Origin of the sequence: Janthinobacterium sp. P210006, from assembly GCF_036231885.1 — a bacterium.
Taxonomy (GTDB): domain Bacteria; phylum Pseudomonadota; class Gammaproteobacteria; order Burkholderiales; family Burkholderiaceae_D; genus Janthinobacterium; species Janthinobacterium violaceinigrum.
The window spans coordinates 346624-363641 of sequence record NZ_JAZARD010000003.1; the positions used below are offsets into that span (position 1 = coordinate 346624).

General features: G+C 64.3%; 15 protein-coding genes. 6 read left to right on the forward strand and 9 right to left on the reverse strand.

What is annotated here, in order from left to right; genetic code table 11:
• Positions 1–5 precede the first annotated feature (5 nt).
• From iolB to VPH41_RS15590, 7 genes are all read right to left on the reverse strand, one after another.
• Positions 6–800, reverse strand: a complete 795-nt coding sequence (gene iolB, locus VPH41_RS15560) for a 5-deoxy-glucuronate isomerase (protein WP_328570700.1) — start codon at positions 798–800, stop codon at positions 6–8.
• Positions 797–1711: a myo-inosose-2 dehydratase gene (gene iolE / locus VPH41_RS15565; RefSeq protein WP_328570701.1), complete on the reverse strand. Its 915-nt coding sequence runs from the start codon at positions 1709–1711 to the stop codon at positions 797–799. The genes iolB and iolE overlap by 4 nt, the downstream gene beginning before the upstream one ends.
• On the reverse strand, positions 1708–3552 hold the full coding sequence (iolD, locus tag VPH41_RS15570; RefSeq protein WP_328570702.1) for a 3D-(3,5/4)-trihydroxycyclohexane-1,2-dione acylhydrolase (decyclizing): 1845 nt from the start codon (positions 3550–3552) through the stop codon (positions 1708–1710). The genes iolE and iolD overlap by 4 nt, the downstream gene beginning before the upstream one ends.
• Positions 3549–5495, reverse strand: a complete 1947-nt coding sequence (locus tag VPH41_RS15575; protein ID WP_328570703.1) for a bifunctional 5-dehydro-2-deoxygluconokinase/5-dehydro-2-deoxyphosphogluconate aldolase — start codon at positions 5493–5495, stop codon at positions 3549–3551. Before VPH41_RS15575 ends, iolD begins: the two co-directional genes overlap by 4 nt.
• 8 nt (positions 5496–5503) lie before the next feature.
• Entirely contained in the window at positions 5504–6289 is a 786-nt protein-coding gene (locus VPH41_RS15580; RefSeq protein WP_152255214.1) for an ATP-binding cassette domain-containing protein, read from the reverse strand.
• Positions 6290–6292: 3 nt separating this feature from the next.
• Positions 6293–7423: an ABC transporter permease gene (locus VPH41_RS15585; protein WP_193317513.1), complete on the reverse strand. Its 1131-nt coding sequence runs from the start codon at positions 7421–7423 to the stop codon at positions 6293–6295.
• 185 nt (positions 7424–7608) lie between these two features.
• Complete coding sequence (locus VPH41_RS15590; protein ID WP_287772624.1) at positions 7609–8658, reverse strand: sugar ABC transporter substrate-binding protein; 1050 nt, start codon at positions 8656–8658, stop codon at positions 7609–7611.
• A gap of 217 nt (positions 8659–8875) precedes the next feature.
• Here VPH41_RS15590 and VPH41_RS15595 point away from each other — a divergent pair, with 217 nt between their 5' ends.
• The 3 genes from VPH41_RS15595 to VPH41_RS15605 are packed head-to-tail and all read left to right on the forward strand — an operon-like array spanning position 8876 to position 11802.
• Positions 8876–9772 (forward strand): MurR/RpiR family transcriptional regulator, encoded by an 897-nt coding sequence (locus VPH41_RS15595; RefSeq protein WP_442906274.1) that lies wholly within the window; start codon positions 8876–8878, stop codon positions 9770–9772.
• Positions 9765–10751, forward strand: a complete 987-nt coding sequence (gene iolG / locus VPH41_RS15600) for an inositol 2-dehydrogenase (RefSeq protein ID WP_328571229.1) — start codon at positions 9765–9767, stop codon at positions 10749–10751. The genes VPH41_RS15595 and iolG overlap by 8 nt, the downstream gene beginning before the upstream one ends.
• 28 nt (positions 10752–10779) lie before the next feature.
• Positions 10780–11802 (forward strand): Gfo/Idh/MocA family oxidoreductase, encoded by a 1023-nt coding sequence (locus VPH41_RS15605; RefSeq protein ID WP_328570704.1) that lies wholly within the window; start codon positions 10780–10782, stop codon positions 11800–11802.
• 13 nt (positions 11803–11815) lie between these two features.
• Here the strand turns inward: VPH41_RS15605 and VPH41_RS15610 are convergent, their stop codons facing one another.
• A complete protein-coding gene (locus tag VPH41_RS15610; RefSeq protein WP_328570705.1) occupies positions 11816–12163 on the reverse strand; it encodes a helix-turn-helix domain-containing transcriptional regulator in 348 nt (115 codons plus the stop codon).
• 343 nt (positions 12164–12506) lie between these two features.
• On the opposite strand from VPH41_RS15610, the gene VPH41_RS15615 reads away from it, so the two are divergent.
• Positions 12507–13724, forward strand: a complete 1218-nt coding sequence (locus VPH41_RS15615) for a hypothetical protein (protein WP_328570706.1) — start codon at positions 12507–12509, stop codon at positions 13722–13724.
• Between the two features lie 3 nt (positions 13725–13727).
• Here the strand turns inward: VPH41_RS15615 and VPH41_RS15620 are convergent, their stop codons facing one another.
• Positions 13728–15104: an MFS transporter gene (locus VPH41_RS15620; protein WP_328570707.1), complete on the reverse strand. Its 1377-nt coding sequence runs from the start codon at positions 15102–15104 to the stop codon at positions 13728–13730.
• Between the two features lie 123 nt (positions 15105–15227).
• On the opposite strand from VPH41_RS15620, the gene VPH41_RS15625 reads away from it, so the two are divergent.
• Together VPH41_RS15625 and VPH41_RS15630 are read left to right on the forward strand one after the other, a co-directional pair.
• Positions 15228–15872: a TetR/AcrR family transcriptional regulator gene (locus VPH41_RS15625; protein ID WP_328570708.1), complete on the forward strand. Its 645-nt coding sequence runs from the start codon at positions 15228–15230 to the stop codon at positions 15870–15872.
• Positions 15873–15960: 88 nt separating this feature from the next.
• On the forward strand, positions 15961–17001 hold the full coding sequence (locus VPH41_RS15630; RefSeq protein ID WP_328570709.1) for a ParB/Srx family N-terminal domain-containing protein: 1041 nt from the start codon (positions 15961–15963) through the stop codon (positions 16999–17001).
• Positions 17002–17018 lie beyond the last annotated feature (17 nt).

Consider the following 17018-nt stretch of genomic DNA (forward strand, 5'->3'; position numbering starts at 1 on the left):
CTCGTTTATTTCGTCATCAGCCACTCGTGGGCCGGGTCGTTTTTAAAATGCCATACGCGTTTCGGGCCGGCCATCACGTTCAGGTAATAGCCGTCATAGCCATACGGCACGGTGACGGGGTGGTAGCCGCGCGGCACCATCACCACGTCGTGGTTTTCCACGGCCATCGCTTCATCGATGGAACGGTCATCCGTATAGACGCGTTGGTACGCAAAGCCCTGCTCCGGGTTCAGGCGGTGGTAATACGTTTCTTCCAGCGAGCTTTCTGTCGGAATATTGTCGTCGTCATGCTTGTGCGGCGGATAGCTGGACGAATGGCCGGACGGCGTCACCACCTCCACCACCAGCAAACCATCGGCCTCGGCCGTTTGTGGCAAGATGTCGCACACATAGCGCGTATTCGCGCCCTTGCCGCGCACGGAGCGCGTCATCGACTGCGGGTCGATCAGGCGCGCCGGACGGCGGGTCGTGGCGGGCGCGCTGCACAGCGCCACTTCCGCGCCGCTCACGGCCGTGATGCGCACTGCGGTTTCCAGCGGCACATACACGGCATACGGCGAGCGCTCCTCGAAGACGCTGGCGCGCCCGCCGATGGCTTCCCAGGTCTGCCCGCCCGCCTGCACGGTGACCGTGCCCGTCAGCACGACGACGCACAGTTCGCGGCTGCCCGTGTCCAGGTTCAACTGTTCGCCGGCCGCCAGCCGGTGCGCGGCAAAGCCCACGTGCGTCCAGCCGGCCGATGCCGGCGTCACCTCGACGATGGTCGAACCAGGCCGGGCCTTGACCAGCAGCGGGCTCATGCCGCCTCCCGGCCCAGGCGGGGAATGGCGTCGACCAGCCGGGCCAGGTAATCGTGGCCCATCTTCGCGTATTCATAGCTGGGCGCGACGGCCGGATCTTGCTCCGCCTCCACCACCAGCCAGCCTTCGTAGCCATGCAGATACAAGCGCGTGAGGATGGCGGGGAAATCGATGCTGCCGTCGCCGGGCACGCTGAACGCGCCATTGATGACGGCCTGCAAAAAACTCCAGTGGCCATTGCGGGCCAGCTTCACCACGTTGGGACGCACATCCTTGCAATGCACGTGGCAAATCCGGGCGATGTGCCTGTTCAGCACGGCCAGCGCATCGCCGCCGGCAAACGTGATGTGGCCCGTGTCGAACAGCAAGCCCACTTCCGGCCCCGTCAAGGCCATCAACTGGTCCACGTCGGCGGGGGTTTCCACGTAGGCGCCCATGTGGTGGTGGTAGGCCAGGCGCACGCCGTGGTCCAGCAAGTGTTGCGCAAATGCCGTCAGCTTGTCCGCATACTCCTGCCATTGCTGCTGCGTCTGGAAGCGGGGGCGTTTATACAAGGGGCGCGGCTCGCCCTGGATGGCGTCGGCCACTTCGCCGTACACCATGACGGTGGCGCCGCTGCCGGCCAGCAGCCGCAGATGGGGGCCCACGGCAGCGATTTCCTCGTCCACGGACCGGTGCGCCAAGCGCCCCGAATACCAGCCGGAAACGCACGCCAGGCCATACTTGCCCAGCACGGCGTTCAGGGCGGGAGCGTCCTTGGGAAACTTGTTACCCAGTTCAAAGCCCACGTAGCCGATCTCGGCGCCCTCTTTCAAGGCCGTTTCCAGCGGCGTCTCGCCGCCCAGGCTAGGCAAATCGTCGTTCATCCACGAGATCGGGTTGATGCCGATCTTCACATTCCATGTAGTCATTTTTGTTGTCCTTGGCGGTCAAGTTCATAACGGGCGCGCGCAGCTTGCACGCCGGCTTGCGTCGAGACTTCGGGCACGGCCACTTCCCACCAGCAACCGCCCTCCTCCGTCGTGCGCATGTCGTCCGTATTGATGCAGATCAGATATGTGCGCGGTGCGGCGCGGGCCCGCTGCATGGCATCGTCCAGCTCGGCAATCGACCCCGCATGTTCGCTCAGGGCGCCCAGGGACCGCGCATGCAGGGCGAAGTCGATGCGCGGTGCGCTGTCGGGCAGCATATTGTTGAACGACGCATTGCCGCACGCCTGCTGCAGGCGGTTGATGCAGCCGTAGCCCCGGTTGTCGAGCACCACGATGATGAGTTTTTTATCCAGCATGACGGAGGTGGCGATTTCCGAATTCATCATCAGATAGCTGCCATCGCCCACCATGACGATCACCTCGGCATCCGGTTTTGCCATCTTGACGCCCAGGCCGCCCGCAATTTCATAGCCCATGCACGAGTAGCCGTATTCCATGTGATAGCCGCCGGGCGTGCTGGTGCGCCACAGCTTGTGCAGTTCAGCCGGCAAGGTGCCCGCCGCGCAGACGACGATGTCGCGGGTGGTCGAGTCGCTCGATGAGCGCTGCACGGCGCCGATGACTTCGCCGTCATACGGCAAGCCGGCCACCTCGCGCTTGCCCGTAATCGCAGCCACCGTCGCGCGCCAGGCGTGGCCTGCCTGCTGTGCGCGGTCCAGCCACTGGCCCGCGCTGTTCCAGCTGCCCAGATGGCGGGACAGACCTTGCAGCCCGAGGGTTGCGTCCGCCTGCACACCGAGGCCACGGCGTTTCAGGGCGTCAAAACTGTTGACGTTCAGGCTCACCAGTTGCGCCTGCGCAAACAGCGAGTTCGATCCCGTCGTGAAATCCTGCAAGCGCGTGCCCACGGCCAGCACCACGTCCGCATCGGCCGCCAGGCTGTTCGCGGCAGGCGAACCCGTCACGCCGATGGCGCCCAGCTGCAGCGGATGGTCCCACGGCAGCGCGCTCTTGCCCGCCTGCGTTTCCGCCACGGGAATGCCGTGGCGCTCAGCAAACGCCTGCAAGGCGGCGCCGGCCTTGCCGTACAGCACGCCGCCGCCGGCCACGATCAGGGGCTGCCTGGCATTTTTCAACAGCAGCGCCGCCTCTTCCAGCTCCTGCTCCACGGGGGGCACGGCGCGGAAACGCACGGTGCGGGGCGTGAAGAATTCCTCGGGGTAGTCATACGCCATCGTCTGCACGTCTTGCGGCAGCGACAAGGTGACGGGGCCGCAGGCAGCCGGGTCCGTCAAGGCGGCAATGGCGCGCGGCAAGGCCGTCAGCAACTGTTCCGGATAGACGATGCGGTCAAAGTAACGCGACAGCGGCTTGAACGCGTCATTCACCGACACGCTGCCGTCCGTGCCGTCTTCCAGCTGCTGCAGCACCGGGTCCGGTGCGCGCGAGACGAACACGTCGCCGGGCAGCAAGAGCACGGGCAGGCGATTGACGTGGGCCAGGGCTGCCGCCGTGAGCAAATTCGTGGCGCCAGGACCGATGGAACTGGTGACGGCCAGCATGCGCCGGCGCATGTGCGCTTTCGCATACGCAATGGCAGCGTGCGCCATCGCCTGCTCGTTGTGCGCCCGAAACGTGGGGAAGACTTCCTTGTATTGGTACAGCGCTTCGCCCAGGCCCGCCACGTTGCCGTGGCCAAAGATGGCGAAGGCGCCGCCGAACAGGGGAACCAAGGTCCCATCGCCCTCTTCCGTGCGCAAGGCGGCCAGATAGCGGACCAGCGCCTGCGCCATGGTCAAACGGATGGTGGTGGCGCTCATGCTGCACGCTCCAGGCGGTTGCGCGTGCGCTGCCACAGGGAAATCAACTGTTCGAAGTTGGCGCGCACGGCGGCGATCAGGCCCGCATCGTCGATGTCGCCGGCCAGCCAGCGGCGGCTCGGTTCCTGGAAGATGGTGCGTCCCACCATGAAGCCGCGGCACGTGCTGCTGGCACTGGCCTGTTCGAAACTGGCGGCCAGCGCATCGATGGGCGCGTTCAAGCCCAGCAAGACGACGCCACGGCAATACGGATCGCGCTCATGCACGAGGGCATCGATCGCTTGCCATTGCTTGGCAGACATGCTTTCCAGCTTCCACCATTCAGGGTAAATGCCCAGGTTGTACAGGCGCTTGACGGCGCGCAAGACGGTGTCATGGCCCTTCGGCAAGGCATCCGACGGTATGACTTCCAACAACAGTTCGTGACCGCTCACTTGCGCCGCGTCGTACAGGGCCTTGATCTGCGCTTCCTGCTCCAGGCGGTTTTCCACGGCATCGTCCGGGTGCAGCTGCACCAGGCATTTGATCACGTGTTCCTTCGGCCAGCTGAGCAGGTGCGAACCGATGGAACGGCCCCAGTCGAATTGCAGCGGGTTCGATCCCGGCAATTCCACGGGACGGCCTATCCACCAGCCCCGCCCCGTCGCATCGTTGAGCGCATCGACGCCGTAGCGGCCATCGATCAGCACGCCCGTCTTGCCCGCCAGTTTCAATGCCGTTTCCGTCTGCGCCACGGCTTGCACCATCAGCTGCTTCAAGGCTGCAATGCGCGACTCGGATGCGCCCGTCTGTTGCGCCAGCTCGAAGAATTGCGTGCGGTGGTCGAAGGCAAACACGCACAGTTCATCCCACTGCGGGCGCGCCACCGTCGTACGGTGCAGGCGGGACAAGGTGGCGTCCTGGTCCGGTTGCGTGAGCTTCGCCGCGTTGGCCAGGAAATAGTCGAGTTCCACGGGCGACGGCATGGCCGGCGCGCAGCCGTGGCGCGATACGACCAGGGCGCCGCAGCCATTTGCGTAGCGGCAGCACGCTTCGTAATCCTCGCCCCGCAGCCAGCCTTTCAGGAAGCCCGACAGGAAGGCGTCGCCCGCACCCAGCACGTTCAGCACTTCCACGCGCACGCCCCGGTAGTTGTATGCATCGTCGAGGCTGGCCGGCACCACATTGTCGATGACGGCGCTGCCCAGCGGGCCCCGCTTGACGACCAGGGTGGCCAGCGTGGCGGCCCGCACGGCGCGCAGGGATGCCATGATGTCGGCGCCGCCGCCGGCAATCATGAATTCCTCTTCCGTGCCGACGATCAGGTCGAACTGCGGCAAGATCGCCTGCAGGTGGCGCGTCACGCCGTCGTTCGAGACGAAACGCGTTTCGCCGTCGGCCTTGCCGGACAAGCCCCACAGCACGGGCCGGTAATCGATGTCGAGCACGGTACGCACATTGTTGGCACGGGCCAGCTTCAAGGCTTGCATGCTGACGGCGTGCATGGCAGCCGTGGAAAAGTGCGTGCCGGTGATTAACAGCGCCTTGCTCGACGCAATGAAGGCCGCATCCACCGACGCCGGGTCGATGGCCATGTCGGCGCAATTGTCGCGGTAGAAAATCAGGGGGAACGTGTTTTTATCCTTGATGCCCAGCATCACCAACGCCGTCAAACGGTCGCGGTCGATGCCCACATGGCTGACGTCGCAGCCTTCTTTCGACAAGGTGTCCGTCAAAAAACGGCCCATGTGGTCGTCGCCCACTTTCGACAGCATGGCGGACTTCAAGCCCAAACGGGCCGTGCCGAAGGCGATATTCGCCGACGAGCCGCCCAGGTACTTGGCAAAGCTGGTCGCGTCTTCCAGCGGGCTGCCGATCTGCTGCGCATACAGGTCCACCGCCAGGCGGCCCAGGCAGATCACGTCCAGCGCGCGTCCCTGGGCAAATTGTGTCGGGTTATTCATGGTTATCCTTAAATCGTGACACCGTCGAGTTCAGCCATCAGCGTTTGCATTTCCGCACCGCCCGCCATCATGTCCAGCAAGGCATCCTTGGTCACCGTATCCTTGGTGAACGTGCCCAGCGACTTGCCCCGGTTCAACAAAGTGAACGAATCGCCCACCGGATACGCATGGTGCACATTGTGCGTAATGAAGATCACGGAAATGCCCCGTTCGCGCGCCTTGTAGATCAGTTTCAGCACATTGAACGATTGTTTCACGCCCAGGGCCGCCGTGGGCTCGTCGAGGATCAGCACGCGGGCGCCGAAGTGGATGGCGCGGGCAATGGCCAGGCACTGCTTTTCGCCGCCCGACATGGTGCCGATGGCCTGGTGCGGGTCGCGCACCATGATGCCCATCTCGGCCAGCTTGGCGCGCGCCGTTTCGGCCGCGTAGTCGATATCCATCACGGGTACCAGGCCCAGCAGCTTTTTCATCGGCTCGCGGCCCATGAAGAAATTGCGCGCCACGGACAACAGCGGCACCAGCGCCAGATCCTGGTAGACGGTGGCCACGCCCATGTCCAGCGCCTCGCTGGGCGAATTGAAGACGACGGGCTTGCCATCGACCAGGTATTGACCGTCGGTCGGCTTGTGCACGCCGGCCAGGGTCTTGATCAGGGTGGACTTGCCGGCGCCATTGTCGCCCAGCAAACAATGCACTTCGCCCTCCTTCAGCCGCATGGTGATGTTCTGCAGCGCCAGCACGGAGCCGAAACGCTTGCTGACGTTTTCCAGGGCAAGAATATGTTCGCTCATGATCTATCTCGCTTCCGTGACGCGTGAGCGTACAAAGTTATTGAACAGCACCGCGATCAGCAGCATGACGCCGAGGAAGACGCGGAACCAGTCCGAATTGATGTTCGTATAAGTGATACCGATCTGCACCACGCCGAAGATCAGCGCGCCGAAGCAGGCGCCGACGACGGAACCGTAGCCGCCCGTCAGCAAGGCGCCGCCGATGACGGCCGCGATGATGGCTTCGAATTCCTTTTGCATGCCGCGGTCGGCAGCGGCCGAACCGATATCGCACACTTGCAAGGTGGCAAACAGGCAGGCGCAGAAGGCCGTGAAGACAAACAGGGAAATCTTGACCTTGCGCACCGGCACGCCCACATTCTTGGCCGCGTTCGCATCGCCGCCCACCGCAAACATCCAGTTGCCGAAACGGGTGCGCGACAGGACAAACGCGGCGCCGGCGGCCAGCACCAGCCACCAGGCGATCACTTTCGGTATGCCTTTCACCAGGGGCGAACCATCGTCGAGCACGGCGATCCAGCCATGCGCGCCCATCCAGTGGAACAAGCCCGTGGCGACATTGCCGTGGAACAGCAGGCTGGCCAGCCAGTCATTGGCGGCCAGGTCGCCCACGCCGCTGACGATCGTGCGGTTGGCAAACATGATCGACAGGGCCAGGGTCAGGCCCCGCAGGATGAACAGGAAAGCCAGGGTGACGATGAACGAGGGCAAGCGCGTCTTGATGACGATGTAGCCGTTCAGCCAGCCCAGCGCCATCGAGCCGGCGAAGGCAAACAGGATGGCTGCCCACAAGGGCCAGTGGAAATAGATGGTCGGGATGGCGATCATCATGCCGGCAAAGCCGATCATGGAGCCGATCGACAGGTCGAATTCACCGGCGATCATCAGCAGGCAGGCGCCGATGGCGATGATGCCCAGGTAGGATGCCACTTGCATCCAGTTGACGACGCCATCGAGGTTGAACATGCCGGAATCGCCAGCCGTGATGACGAAGAAGGCAAACACGAGCACCGCGCCGGAAATCGAGGCGAACTCGGGGCGGCCGAAAAACCGTTTGACCCAGCTGGTCGTGCCTACGCGCTCATCGGCGGCGACTGGCTTGCTGGCGGCGCCGGAAGGCGGGGGAGGATTCATGCCGGGGCTAGCCAGGCTGGATTTAAGCGCAGTCATACGAATTCCTTTCAGTAATACTTGCAACAATTCCTGCTACCAATACCAATTACTTTCCTGCCAGCATCGCTGGCGCCAGGCGTGGCGGTCCCGTACGCCGCCTGCCCGAAGGCAGCGCGGCGTGGTGCACACTGTGGCAATTGAGAAGATCAGCGGTATTGGCCCGCGTATTTTTCGACCTTGGCGATGTTTTCCTTGGTCACGAAACCGGGGCCGGAGCTGATGTGGCGCGGGCCATAGATCGGTGTCAGGCCGTATTCCGCCAGGCGCGCCTGGTATTTCGGATTGGCAATCAGGATTTCCTTGACCTTGGCCAGGTCCGTGATCTTCTGCTGTTTCATGATGGCCATCACGGCGACAGGAATATAGCCTTGCAGGTAGGGCTGCTGGTCGATGGCGAACTGGATGCTGCCATCCTTGATGCCCTTGGCAATTTCTTCCGACAAGTCGAAGCTGGCGAAATACATCTTGCCCTTCAAGCCCATTTTCTCGACGGCGCGCATGGCGGGCGGCGCCGAATCCGGTCCCAGCGCCAGCACGGCCTGGGTCTTCGGATTGCTGCGCAGATAGGCGCTGACCTTGCTCTCGATCACGCCAGGGTCGACGCCATTCGTGTCGAGCGTGGAAGATTTGAAATCGACGCCCAGCGCATCGGCAAAACCGCGGCAGCGTTCGAACGACGACGCATTCATCGCATAGTGATTCACGCACACGAACGATTTGATGCCCGCTTCCTTGGCCCGCTTGCCCGCGCCCAGGCCCGCGTCATACTCGGGCTGGCCCACGTGCATGATGGCCTTGAGCTGCTCGCTTTGCGCGAGGGTGCCTGAGTTGATGGTCACGAGCATGATTTTCTTGGCGACCACCGTGCCCAGCGGTTTTTGCAGCACGCTGAAGTCGGCGATGTCGGCGATCAAACCGTCATAGTTGCGCGCCGCCGACTGCTCGATCAGGCGCGCCATGTCGGCCAGGTCGCCATTCGGCGGATTGCGGTAGTCGACGGACACGTTGAAGTCCTCGCCAGCCTGCTTGATGGCGTTCTTGATGGTATTCCACCAGGAATCGGAGTCCGGCGCATGGCTGACCATGACGAATTTCTCGCCGGCCGCATGGCTGGTGGCCGTGCTCAATCCCAGGCTCAGACCCAGGCTGGCGATGGCCAGACACTTCAACAAACCCTTGCTTTTATTGCTATGCATGAATGTCTCCTAGACGGATTATTTTTTATAGTTGCGAGCTTTTATGAAGGGTGTCACCGGCCTGGCCTTGCGGCACGCAAACCGATGCACTGCGCACAGCTTAGGCCACAAAAAAGACAAATGCAATAAAATTTTCAAAATAAATTTAAATAGAAAATCATTTCTATTTTCTGGATTCGCTCCTATAATTCTCGCCAGAACCAGCCGCAGCAATCCTGTGGCCCAGCAAGCAACCGAGGAAAAAAACATGGCAGCCACCGCCCCCATCGAACAGCTGATGCAGCACATTGCCGCCGAGTACGACAATCTGTCGCGCCAGCTGAAAGTCATTGCCCAATACATCGAAAAACACCGGGCCAGCCTGATGCTCGAGCGCATCAGCGACATCGCCACCGCCTGCGACGTGCAGCCATCGGCCATCGTGCGCTTCGCGCAGCGCTTCGGCTATACGGGCTTCAGTGAAATGCAGGACGTGTTCCGCCAGGCTTACACGGACCAGGCCGGCGCCACGCCCGATTACCAGCAGCGCATCCGCAAGCTCATTTCCACGCGCGACGCGGCCTTGAGCGCGGGCGACCTGACGCGCGAATTCGTCGGCGCCAGCCGCGCCGGTCTCGACGACCTGGCTGCGGGACTCGACGACGCGCAGCTGGAAGCGGCCGTCAACCTGCTGCTGAAAGCGGACAACATCTATGTGATCGGCGTGCGCCGGTCCTTTCCGATCGCCTCCTACATCGCCTACGCGCTCGAACACACGGACAAGCGCGTGCACCTGATTAGCGGACTGGGCGGCATGCACCGCGAACAGATGCGCAGCGTGCGCGAACGCGATGTGGCGATCGCCATCAGTTTCTCGCCTTACGGCAAGGAAACCCAGCAGTGCATCAAGGCGGCGCAGGACAAGGGCGCCAAGGTCCTCGTGATTACCGACAGCAAGCTGGCCCCGCTCGCGCGGGCCGCCGACGCGCTGCTCACCGTCACCGAGGGCAGCGCCTTTGCCTTCCGCTCGCTGACCAGCACCATCTGCCTGTGCCAGGCGCTGTTCATCGCGCTGGCATACAAATTAGAGCTCGACATCGAAGAAATCCACACCCCAGGAGAACATGATGATTGAAGTAGCATTGTTTGGCGCCGGACGCATCGGCAAGATCCACGCGGCCAACCTGGCCGCGCAACCCGACGTGCAGTTCAAGTACGTGGTCGACGTCAACCAGGAAGCGGCCGCCGCGCTGGCCGGCCTGCATGGCGGCAGCAGCGCCACGGTGGAAACGGCACTGGCGGACCCGGCCATCAAGGCCGTCGTCATCGCCTCCAGCACGGACACGCACGCGGACCTGATCCTGCGTTCGGCCGCCGCCGGCAAGGCCATCTTCTGCGAAAAACCCGTCGACCTGACGATCGACCGGGCGCGCGCCTGCGCCGCCGCCGTGAAGGAAGCCAAGGTGCTGTGCATGCTGGGTTTCCAGCGCCGCTACGACCCCACCTTCAACGCCGTCAAGACGCGCATCGAAGGGGGAGAGATCGGCACGCCGGAATTGCTGGTGGTCACCAGCCGCGATCCCGGTCCGCCGCCCGTCAGCTACATCAAGGTCTCGGGCGGCATCTTCAAGGATATGCTGATCCACGATTTCGACATCTTCCGCTGGATACTCGACGATGAAGCCGTCAGCGTGCACGCCACGGGCAGCTGCCTGGTCGACTCCGCCATCGGCGAGGCGGGCGACCTGGACACGGCCGTCGTCACCATCCGCACGGCCAAGGGACGCTTGTGCCAGATCAATGCCTCGCGCCGCGCCGCCTATGGCTACGACCAGCGCTTCGAAGTGCTGGGCAGCGCCGGCATGCTGCAGGCAGGCAACCACAAACCGACGGAAGTGACGGCCTATGGCTCGGCGAACGTCAGCGTGGACAAGCCGGAAGATTTCTTCCTCGAACGCTATCGCGTGGCCTACGCGCAGGAAATGGCGCATTTCTTCGACGCCCTCAGCCACGGCACGCCGCTGCGCACCACCGTCCACGATGGCTTGAAGGCCCTGGAACTGGCCGAGGCAGCCACCCTGTCGTGGCGCGAACAGCGCGTGGTCACTTTATAACTCAACAATAAAAATATCTGGAGACAAGATGTCATCCCCAACATTAAAAGTCGGCATCGTCGGCCTGGGCCGGCTGGGCCAGCGTCACGCCATCAACCTGGCGCAGCGCGTGCCCAACGCCGAAGTCGTGGCCGCCTGCAGCCCCGTGCCAGCGGAACTGGACTGGGCCGCCAGCACGCTCGGCATCGCCACCGGCTATGCCGACTACGACGCCCTGCTGGCCCACCCTGGCCTGGACGCCGTGTTCCTCGTCACGCCCACGTCACTGCATGCAGACCAGATCATCGCCGCCCTGCGCGCCGGCAAGCACGTATTTTGCGAGAAACCGCTGTCGCTGGACCTGGCCGACTGCCTGAAGGTGGAAGCGGAAGCGGCGCGCCACCCGCAGCTGACCGTCATGATCGGCTTCGTGCGCCGTTTCGACGCCAGCTACCATGACGCGCAGCAAAAGATCGCGCAAAGCCTGATCGGCAAACCCTACCTGGTGCGTTCGCAGACGTGCGACCAGAACGACCCCAGCGGCGCCTTCATGCGCTTCGCCCCCACCAGCGGCGGCATCTTCCTTGATTGCAGCGTGCACGATATCGACCTGGCGCGCTGGCTGCTGGGCAATCCCGTGCCCAAACGCGTGTATGCGAGCGGCACCAACGCGATCCACACGGGTTTGCAGGCGTTCGGCGACGTCGACAATGGTCTGGCAACGGTGGAATTTGCCGATGGCAGCATGGCCAGCTTCATGGCTTCGCGCACCATGGCGCATGGCCATGAAACCCTGACGGAAGTGTTCGGCACGGGCGGCCGCCTGGCAGTGGGCAGCAATCCGCGCCTGAACCGGGTGGAAATCTCGGATGCGCATGGCGTGCGCAATGAATGCACGCCGGATTTCTATGCCCGCTTCGCCGACGCCTTCCTGATCGAGGCGCAGGAATTCACGGATGCGGCACTGGGCCGGCGCACCCTGTCCCTGACCTTGCACGACGCGACGGAAGCGACGCGCATCGGCCTGGCCATGACGCAAGCGATGCGCGAAGCGCGGCCCGTGGCGTTTTAAGCCGCCAGGGGATTCAGGCAGCCGGCACGGGAAATGGACGTTCGGGCTGCCTGGGTTCCACGGCCAGGCGCAAGCCCATGGCATCGAGGATGGCCGTCAAGGTGGCGAGCGAGGGATTGCCTTCGGGCGACAAGGTCCGGTACAGCTGGGTAGGATTGAGCTTGGCCGCCTGCGCCACGGCAGGTACGCCGCCAAAGGCGCGCGTCAGCTGGCGCAGCACGGCCAGCAGTTCGCCATGGTCGCCGTCGGCGAGGATATTGTTGATCAGTTCCAGGGCGAAGGCGGGATCGTCGCGGTACAGTTCGGCCATCGCCTCGTCATGCGAGCGGTCTCTCGGTGGTTTGCGGATGTCCTCGCTCATGTCCCCTCTCCTTCCAGTCGTGCCAGCAGGCACAGGCGTATTCGATGTCTTTCGGATGCGTGCGCTTGCGCCACCGCACAGCAATAAAATGATCTGTCGTACGTCATGCTCGTCCATAAACGAAGGAAGTTCAAGGAGGAAGTCACGCCTGCACCTAAAAAAGACGATCTCCCATCTTGCCGTCAAAACGCGCAGCACAGGCCGTGAACATCGGGTTCACTGAGCCATATCAAGATGTATTTTTCTAATGGTCATACGGAAATGAGGTCGCCACCGTCCACCTCACGCCTGCGCCAATGCGCTATACAATAAGCGCCTGCCAACCGCGAACAACCTTGCCGCCATGACCAATAACGACAGCAACACTCCCCTCCTTGCCGACGTGGCCGAACGCTACGTCAAGCTGGTCCTGGCCATGGGCCAGCACGACGCCTCGTATGTGGACGCCTATTACGGCCCGGCCGCCTGGCAGCAGCAAGCGAACGCCCAGCCGCAGAGCCTGAACGATATCCAGGCTGCCGCGGAAACCGCGCTGACCCTGCTGGCCGGCGACGCCTCCTTGCGCGCCCTCAACCTGCGCAAGCAGCTGCAAGCCGTGCTGGCCAAGGCGGACATGCTGCAGGGATCGCGCCTCGATTTCGACACGGAGAGCGCGCGCCTGTACGACGCCGTCTCGCCCCATCACAGCCGCGCCTGGTACGAACAGCTGGTGGCGGAAATCGACACCCTGCTGCCCGGCGACGGCACGGTCAGCGAACGCGTGAACGCCTTGCGCGCGCAACTCGTCATTCCCGCCGACAAGCTGCGCGCCGTCATGGATGCGGCCATCCGCGCCGGCCGCGAACGTACCCTGCAGCACATCGCCCTGCCGGAGGGGGAAGACTTCGTCCTGGAATTTGTCACCGACAAACCGTGGAGCGGCTACAACTGGTACAAGGGTAATTACCAGAGCGTAATCCAGATCAATACCGACTTGCCCGTGTATATAGACCGCGCGGTCGACCTCGGCTGCCACGAAGCGTATCCGGGCCACCACGTGTACAACGTGCTGCTCGAGCGCGACCTGGTGCGCGGCAAGGGCTGGATGGAATACTGCATCTATCCGCTGTATTCGCCGCAATCGTTGATCGCAGAAGGCACGGCCAATTACGGCATCGAACTGAGTTTCACGGATGCAGAGCGGCTGGCATTCGAACAGCAGGTGCTGTACCCGCTGGCCGGCCTCGATCCCGCGCTGGCGCCCCGCTACGCGCAGCTGAACCGCCTGCTGGCCAAGCTCGGCTATGCCGACAACGACATCGCGCGCCAGTACCTCGAAGGCAGCCTGACCCGCGAAGAAGCGCTGGAATGGCTGGTCAACGTGCGCCTGTATCCTGCCGAAAAGTCTGCGCAGCGCCTGCAGTTCTACGATGCCATGGGTGCCTATGTGATCAATTACAACCTGGGCCAGGACATGGCGAAAGCGTATGTGGAACGCCAGGGCGCAACGCGCGCCGAACACTGGGCCGCCTTCCGCGACCTGATGTCCTCACCCCGCGTGCCCAGCGATCTGCTTGCCTGAGCCTTACTCCGGCGGCAGCCAGTACAGGGGCAAGGCCACGGCCAGACACGCCAGCCCCGCCAGCAGCATGGCCAGCTGGAAGCCGGCGGCCAGCGACGCAACCTGCCCCGCCCGCTCCAGCAGTGCGGCGGCGCGCACGTTCATCACGCTGCCCAGCACGGCCACTCCCAGGGTCATGCCCGCCTGCCGCAAGGCATTCAGGATGGCCGACGCCAGCGCGGCACGCCCGCCGTCCACGCTGGCCATCGCCAGCAGGCCGGTGGCGGGCACGGCCAGTCCCATGGCCACGCCCAGCAGCAGGAACACGGCCGCGACGATGGCGTACGGTGTCTGCGGCGCCAGGGCCGCCGCGGCCAGCAGCACCAGCCCCGCCAGCACATAGCCCCCCAGCATCAGACGCCGCAACGGCACGTGACGGCTGAGGCGGCCGAAGCACAGGGAAACGATGGCCATGGCCGCGAACTGCGGCAACATGCGCCAGCCGCTGGCGCCGGCCGCCCAGCCCTGGATCTGCTGCAGGTACAGCGAAAAGAAGAACAGGCTGCTGTAGCAGGCAAAGCCCAGCACCAGCGAAGCCAGGTTGACGAGCGCAAAGGTCCGGTCGCGGAACAGCCGCAGCGGCAGCAAGGGGCGCGGCGCGCGCGCTTCCACGGCAAGGAAGGCGGCAAAGGCCAGCAGCGCCAAGGCCAGCGCCAGCCACGCGTACCCGCCGCCGTGCCCGGACTCGCCCAGCGCGATCAAGCCATAGGTGAGCGCGCCCAGCCAGACGATGCTGAGCACCTGCCCCGTCCGGTCCAGCGCCGCCTGCCCGTGGTAGCGGCGCTCGGGGATGCCCCAGGCGCCCAGCAGCAGGGCCAGCAAGCCCAGCGGCAGGTTGATCAGGAAAATGCTTTGCCAGCCCGTGGCTTCCAGCAGCATGCCGCCCAGCAGCGGCCCCAGGATCAGCGCCAGCGCGCTGAAGGCGGACCAGCCGCCGATCACGTGCGCCCGTTCGCGCGGGTCGGGAAAGGCATGGCTGAGGATGGGCATGGCGCCCGGGATCAGCAGGGCCCCCGCCACGCCCTGCACGGCGCGCCCCGCCAGCAGCAGCGGCAGGCTGGCGGCCAGCGCGCACAGCAGTGACCCGGCCGTAAACAGGGCCACGCCCAGCAGCCAGATGCGCTTGTGGCCATGCTGGTCGCCCAGCGGCCCGGCCGACAGCATGCAGGCCGACAGGCACAGCGCATACGCATTGACCACCCACTGCAAGCCCGCCATGTCCGTCGCCAGCGCCGTCTGCAGGGTGGGCAGGGCCACGTTGACGATGCTGATGTCGAGCGACGCAAGAAAGGTGCCCAGGTATGCGGCAGCCACCAGGGCCGCGCGGCGATAACGCTGCATGGAGTCGCTCCTATGTTTGAGTTCGCTTTCATCATAACCATCGACCGACCGTCGGTCAATTAAAAATCAACCGTGTGCACGCGGACGCTTGGGCGGCGCCTGCGCTTCACTTATACTGGGCGCATGACCACGACACGCCCCGCCCAGACCGTCTTGCCCGATGCCGCCCCGCCGGCACCCGCCCGCCCCCGCACCAAGCCGGCCGAAGTACGCCTCGATGAATTGATGGCCGCCGCAGAGCGGCTATTCCTGGACCAGGGCGTGGAAGCGACCACCGTCAGCGACATCACGGCGCTGGCCGGCGTGGCGAAAGGCACCTTCTATCATTACTTCCCATCCAAGCATGAAATGCTGGCGGCGCTGGCCGCACGCTACACGGCCCGTTTCCTGGCCAGCCTGGAAACGGCAGTCGGCCTGTGCATGCCGCACGACTGGGAGGGCCGGCTGCGCGCCTGGGTGCAGGCGAATGTGGCCACTTACCTGGCCACCTGGCGCCTGCACGACATCGTCTACACGCACCACCGCCGCAGCATCGGCATCGATTCCACAGACAATCCCGACAAGAACGCCATCCTGGCGCAGCTGGGCGCCATCCTGGCAGGCGGCGCGGCAGCGGGCGCATGGCCAGCCCAGCCGCGCCTGGCAGCGCTGATGATTTACTCGGCCGTGCATGGCGTGACGGACGACGCCATCGCCGCGCAACTGGACGATAGCAGCGCCTTTGCCGCCGACGTGGCCGACGCCTGCCTGCGCATGCTGGGCCGCTGACGGCACGCAGCCATTGTGGGCTGCGCCTGCGCGGCATCAAGCGGCGGCGCCGCGCGCCGCCCATACTGTGATTTTGGAGACTATGGCCATGCACCGCACTTTCCCCCGCCTCCCCGCCCTGCTGCTGACCCTGGCCTGCCAGGCGGCCTTCCTGCCGCCGGCCCTGGCCCGCGATGCCGCCACCTTGCCCGCCCTGAGCGCGCGCCAGCAGGCGCTGATGGCGACCGTCGTGGGCAGCGCCGCCCAGCCGCGCATCGTGCAGGTGAGCCTCGATGAACTGCATCCCACCCAGCCGGCCATCGGCTACGACCAGGTGTATTACAAGCTGGGGCGCTATGCGGCCGAAGAAAAGCGCATCGCCGACATCGCCAAGCCGAAAAAATTTGCCGACCTGTGCGAAGCCAATGGCCAGGGCGACGTCGTGCCCGGCACGGCCAACGCGGCCGGCGCCACCCTGAGCGCGCCGCCGGCCGGCTACCGCTGCAAGGCAGCCGTGGGCAGCCATCCCGACGACATGAAGACCGTCGTCATCGGCCCGCGCGGCACCTTGTACCTGACCGATGGCCACCACACGCTTTCCACTTTCTGGGATGCCGATGGCGGGCGCAACCACCAACTGAAGGTGTGGGTCAAGGTCAGCGACAATTTCAGCGCGCTGGACGAAACGGCGTTCTGGATGCGCATGCGCGCGGAAAACAAGGTGTGGCTGAAAAACGGCCAGAACCAGGCCATCACACCGCAGCAGCTGCCGGCCGCCATCGGCCTCACATCGCTGGGCGACGACCGCTACCGCTCGCTCGTCTACTTCACGCGCGAAATCGGCTACGAGCCGCCCGGACACGCCACGGAATTTCTCGAGTTTTACTGGGCCGACTGGCTGCGCGGCAAACCCGAGCTGGACCTGGCGCGCATCGACCTGCTCGACCCCGCCGCGTATGCCGGTGCGATCCTGCTGGCCGCGCAAGCGATGGTGGCGCTGAAGCCAACGGATATCGTCAGCGGCGGCAAGCGCGCGGCAGACCTGGGGGCGCTGGACGAAGTCGACCGCGAGACACTCGATGAATTGACGCAGGACAAAGGCAAACTGCGCTACGCCATCGGCTACCGGAAGTCGCTGCCGCGCCAGTAACATGCGGGCGTGTCATC

What these genes read in the sequence shown, in the direction of transcription:
- iolG (WP_328571229.1), top strand. Translation starts at nt 9,765, where the DNA reads ATGATTGAAGTAGCATTGTTTGGCGCCGGACGCATCGGCAAGATCCAC.
- VPH41_RS15605 (WP_328570704.1), top strand. Translation starts at nt 10,780, where the DNA reads ATGTCATCCCCAACATTAAAAGTCGGCATCGTCGGCCTGGGCCGGCTG.
- VPH41_RS15590 (WP_287772624.1), bottom strand. Translation starts at nt 8,658, where the DNA reads ATGCATAGCAATAAAAGCAAGGGTTTGTTGAAGTGTCTGGCCATCGCC.
- VPH41_RS15630 (WP_328570709.1), top strand. Translation starts at nt 15,961, where the DNA reads ATGCACCGCACTTTCCCCCGCCTCCCCGCCCTGCTGCTGACCCTGGCC.
- iolE (WP_328570701.1), bottom strand. Translation starts at nt 1,711, where the DNA reads ATGACTACATGGAATGTGAAGATCGGCATCAACCCGATCTCGTGGATG.
- VPH41_RS15575 (WP_328570703.1), bottom strand. Translation starts at nt 5,495, where the DNA reads ATGAATAACCCGACACAATTTGCCCAGGGACGCGCGCTGGACGTGATC.
- VPH41_RS15625 (WP_328570708.1), top strand. Translation starts at nt 15,228, where the DNA reads ATGACCACGACACGCCCCGCCCAGACCGTCTTGCCCGATGCCGCCCCG.
- iolB (WP_328570700.1), bottom strand. Translation starts at nt 800, where the DNA reads ATGAGCCCGCTGCTGGTCAAGGCCCGGCCTGGTTCGACCATCGTCGAG.
- iolD (WP_328570702.1), bottom strand. Translation starts at nt 3,552, where the DNA reads ATGAGCGCCACCACCATCCGTTTGACCATGGCGCAGGCGCTGGTCCGC.
- VPH41_RS15585 (WP_193317513.1), bottom strand. Translation starts at nt 7,423, where the DNA reads ATGAATCCTCCCCCGCCTTCCGGCGCCGCCAGCAAGCCAGTCGCCGCC.
- VPH41_RS15610 (WP_328570705.1), bottom strand. Translation starts at nt 12,163, where the DNA reads ATGAGCGAGGACATCCGCAAACCACCGAGAGACCGCTCGCATGACGAG.
- VPH41_RS15620 (WP_328570707.1), bottom strand. Translation starts at nt 15,104, where the DNA reads ATGCAGCGTTATCGCCGCGCGGCCCTGGTGGCTGCCGCATACCTGGGC.
- VPH41_RS15615 (WP_328570706.1), top strand. Translation starts at nt 12,507, where the DNA reads ATGACCAATAACGACAGCAACACTCCCCTCCTTGCCGACGTGGCCGAA.
- VPH41_RS15580 (WP_152255214.1), bottom strand. Translation starts at nt 6,289, where the DNA reads ATGAGCGAACATATTCTTGCCCTGGAAAACGTCAGCAAGCGTTTCGGC.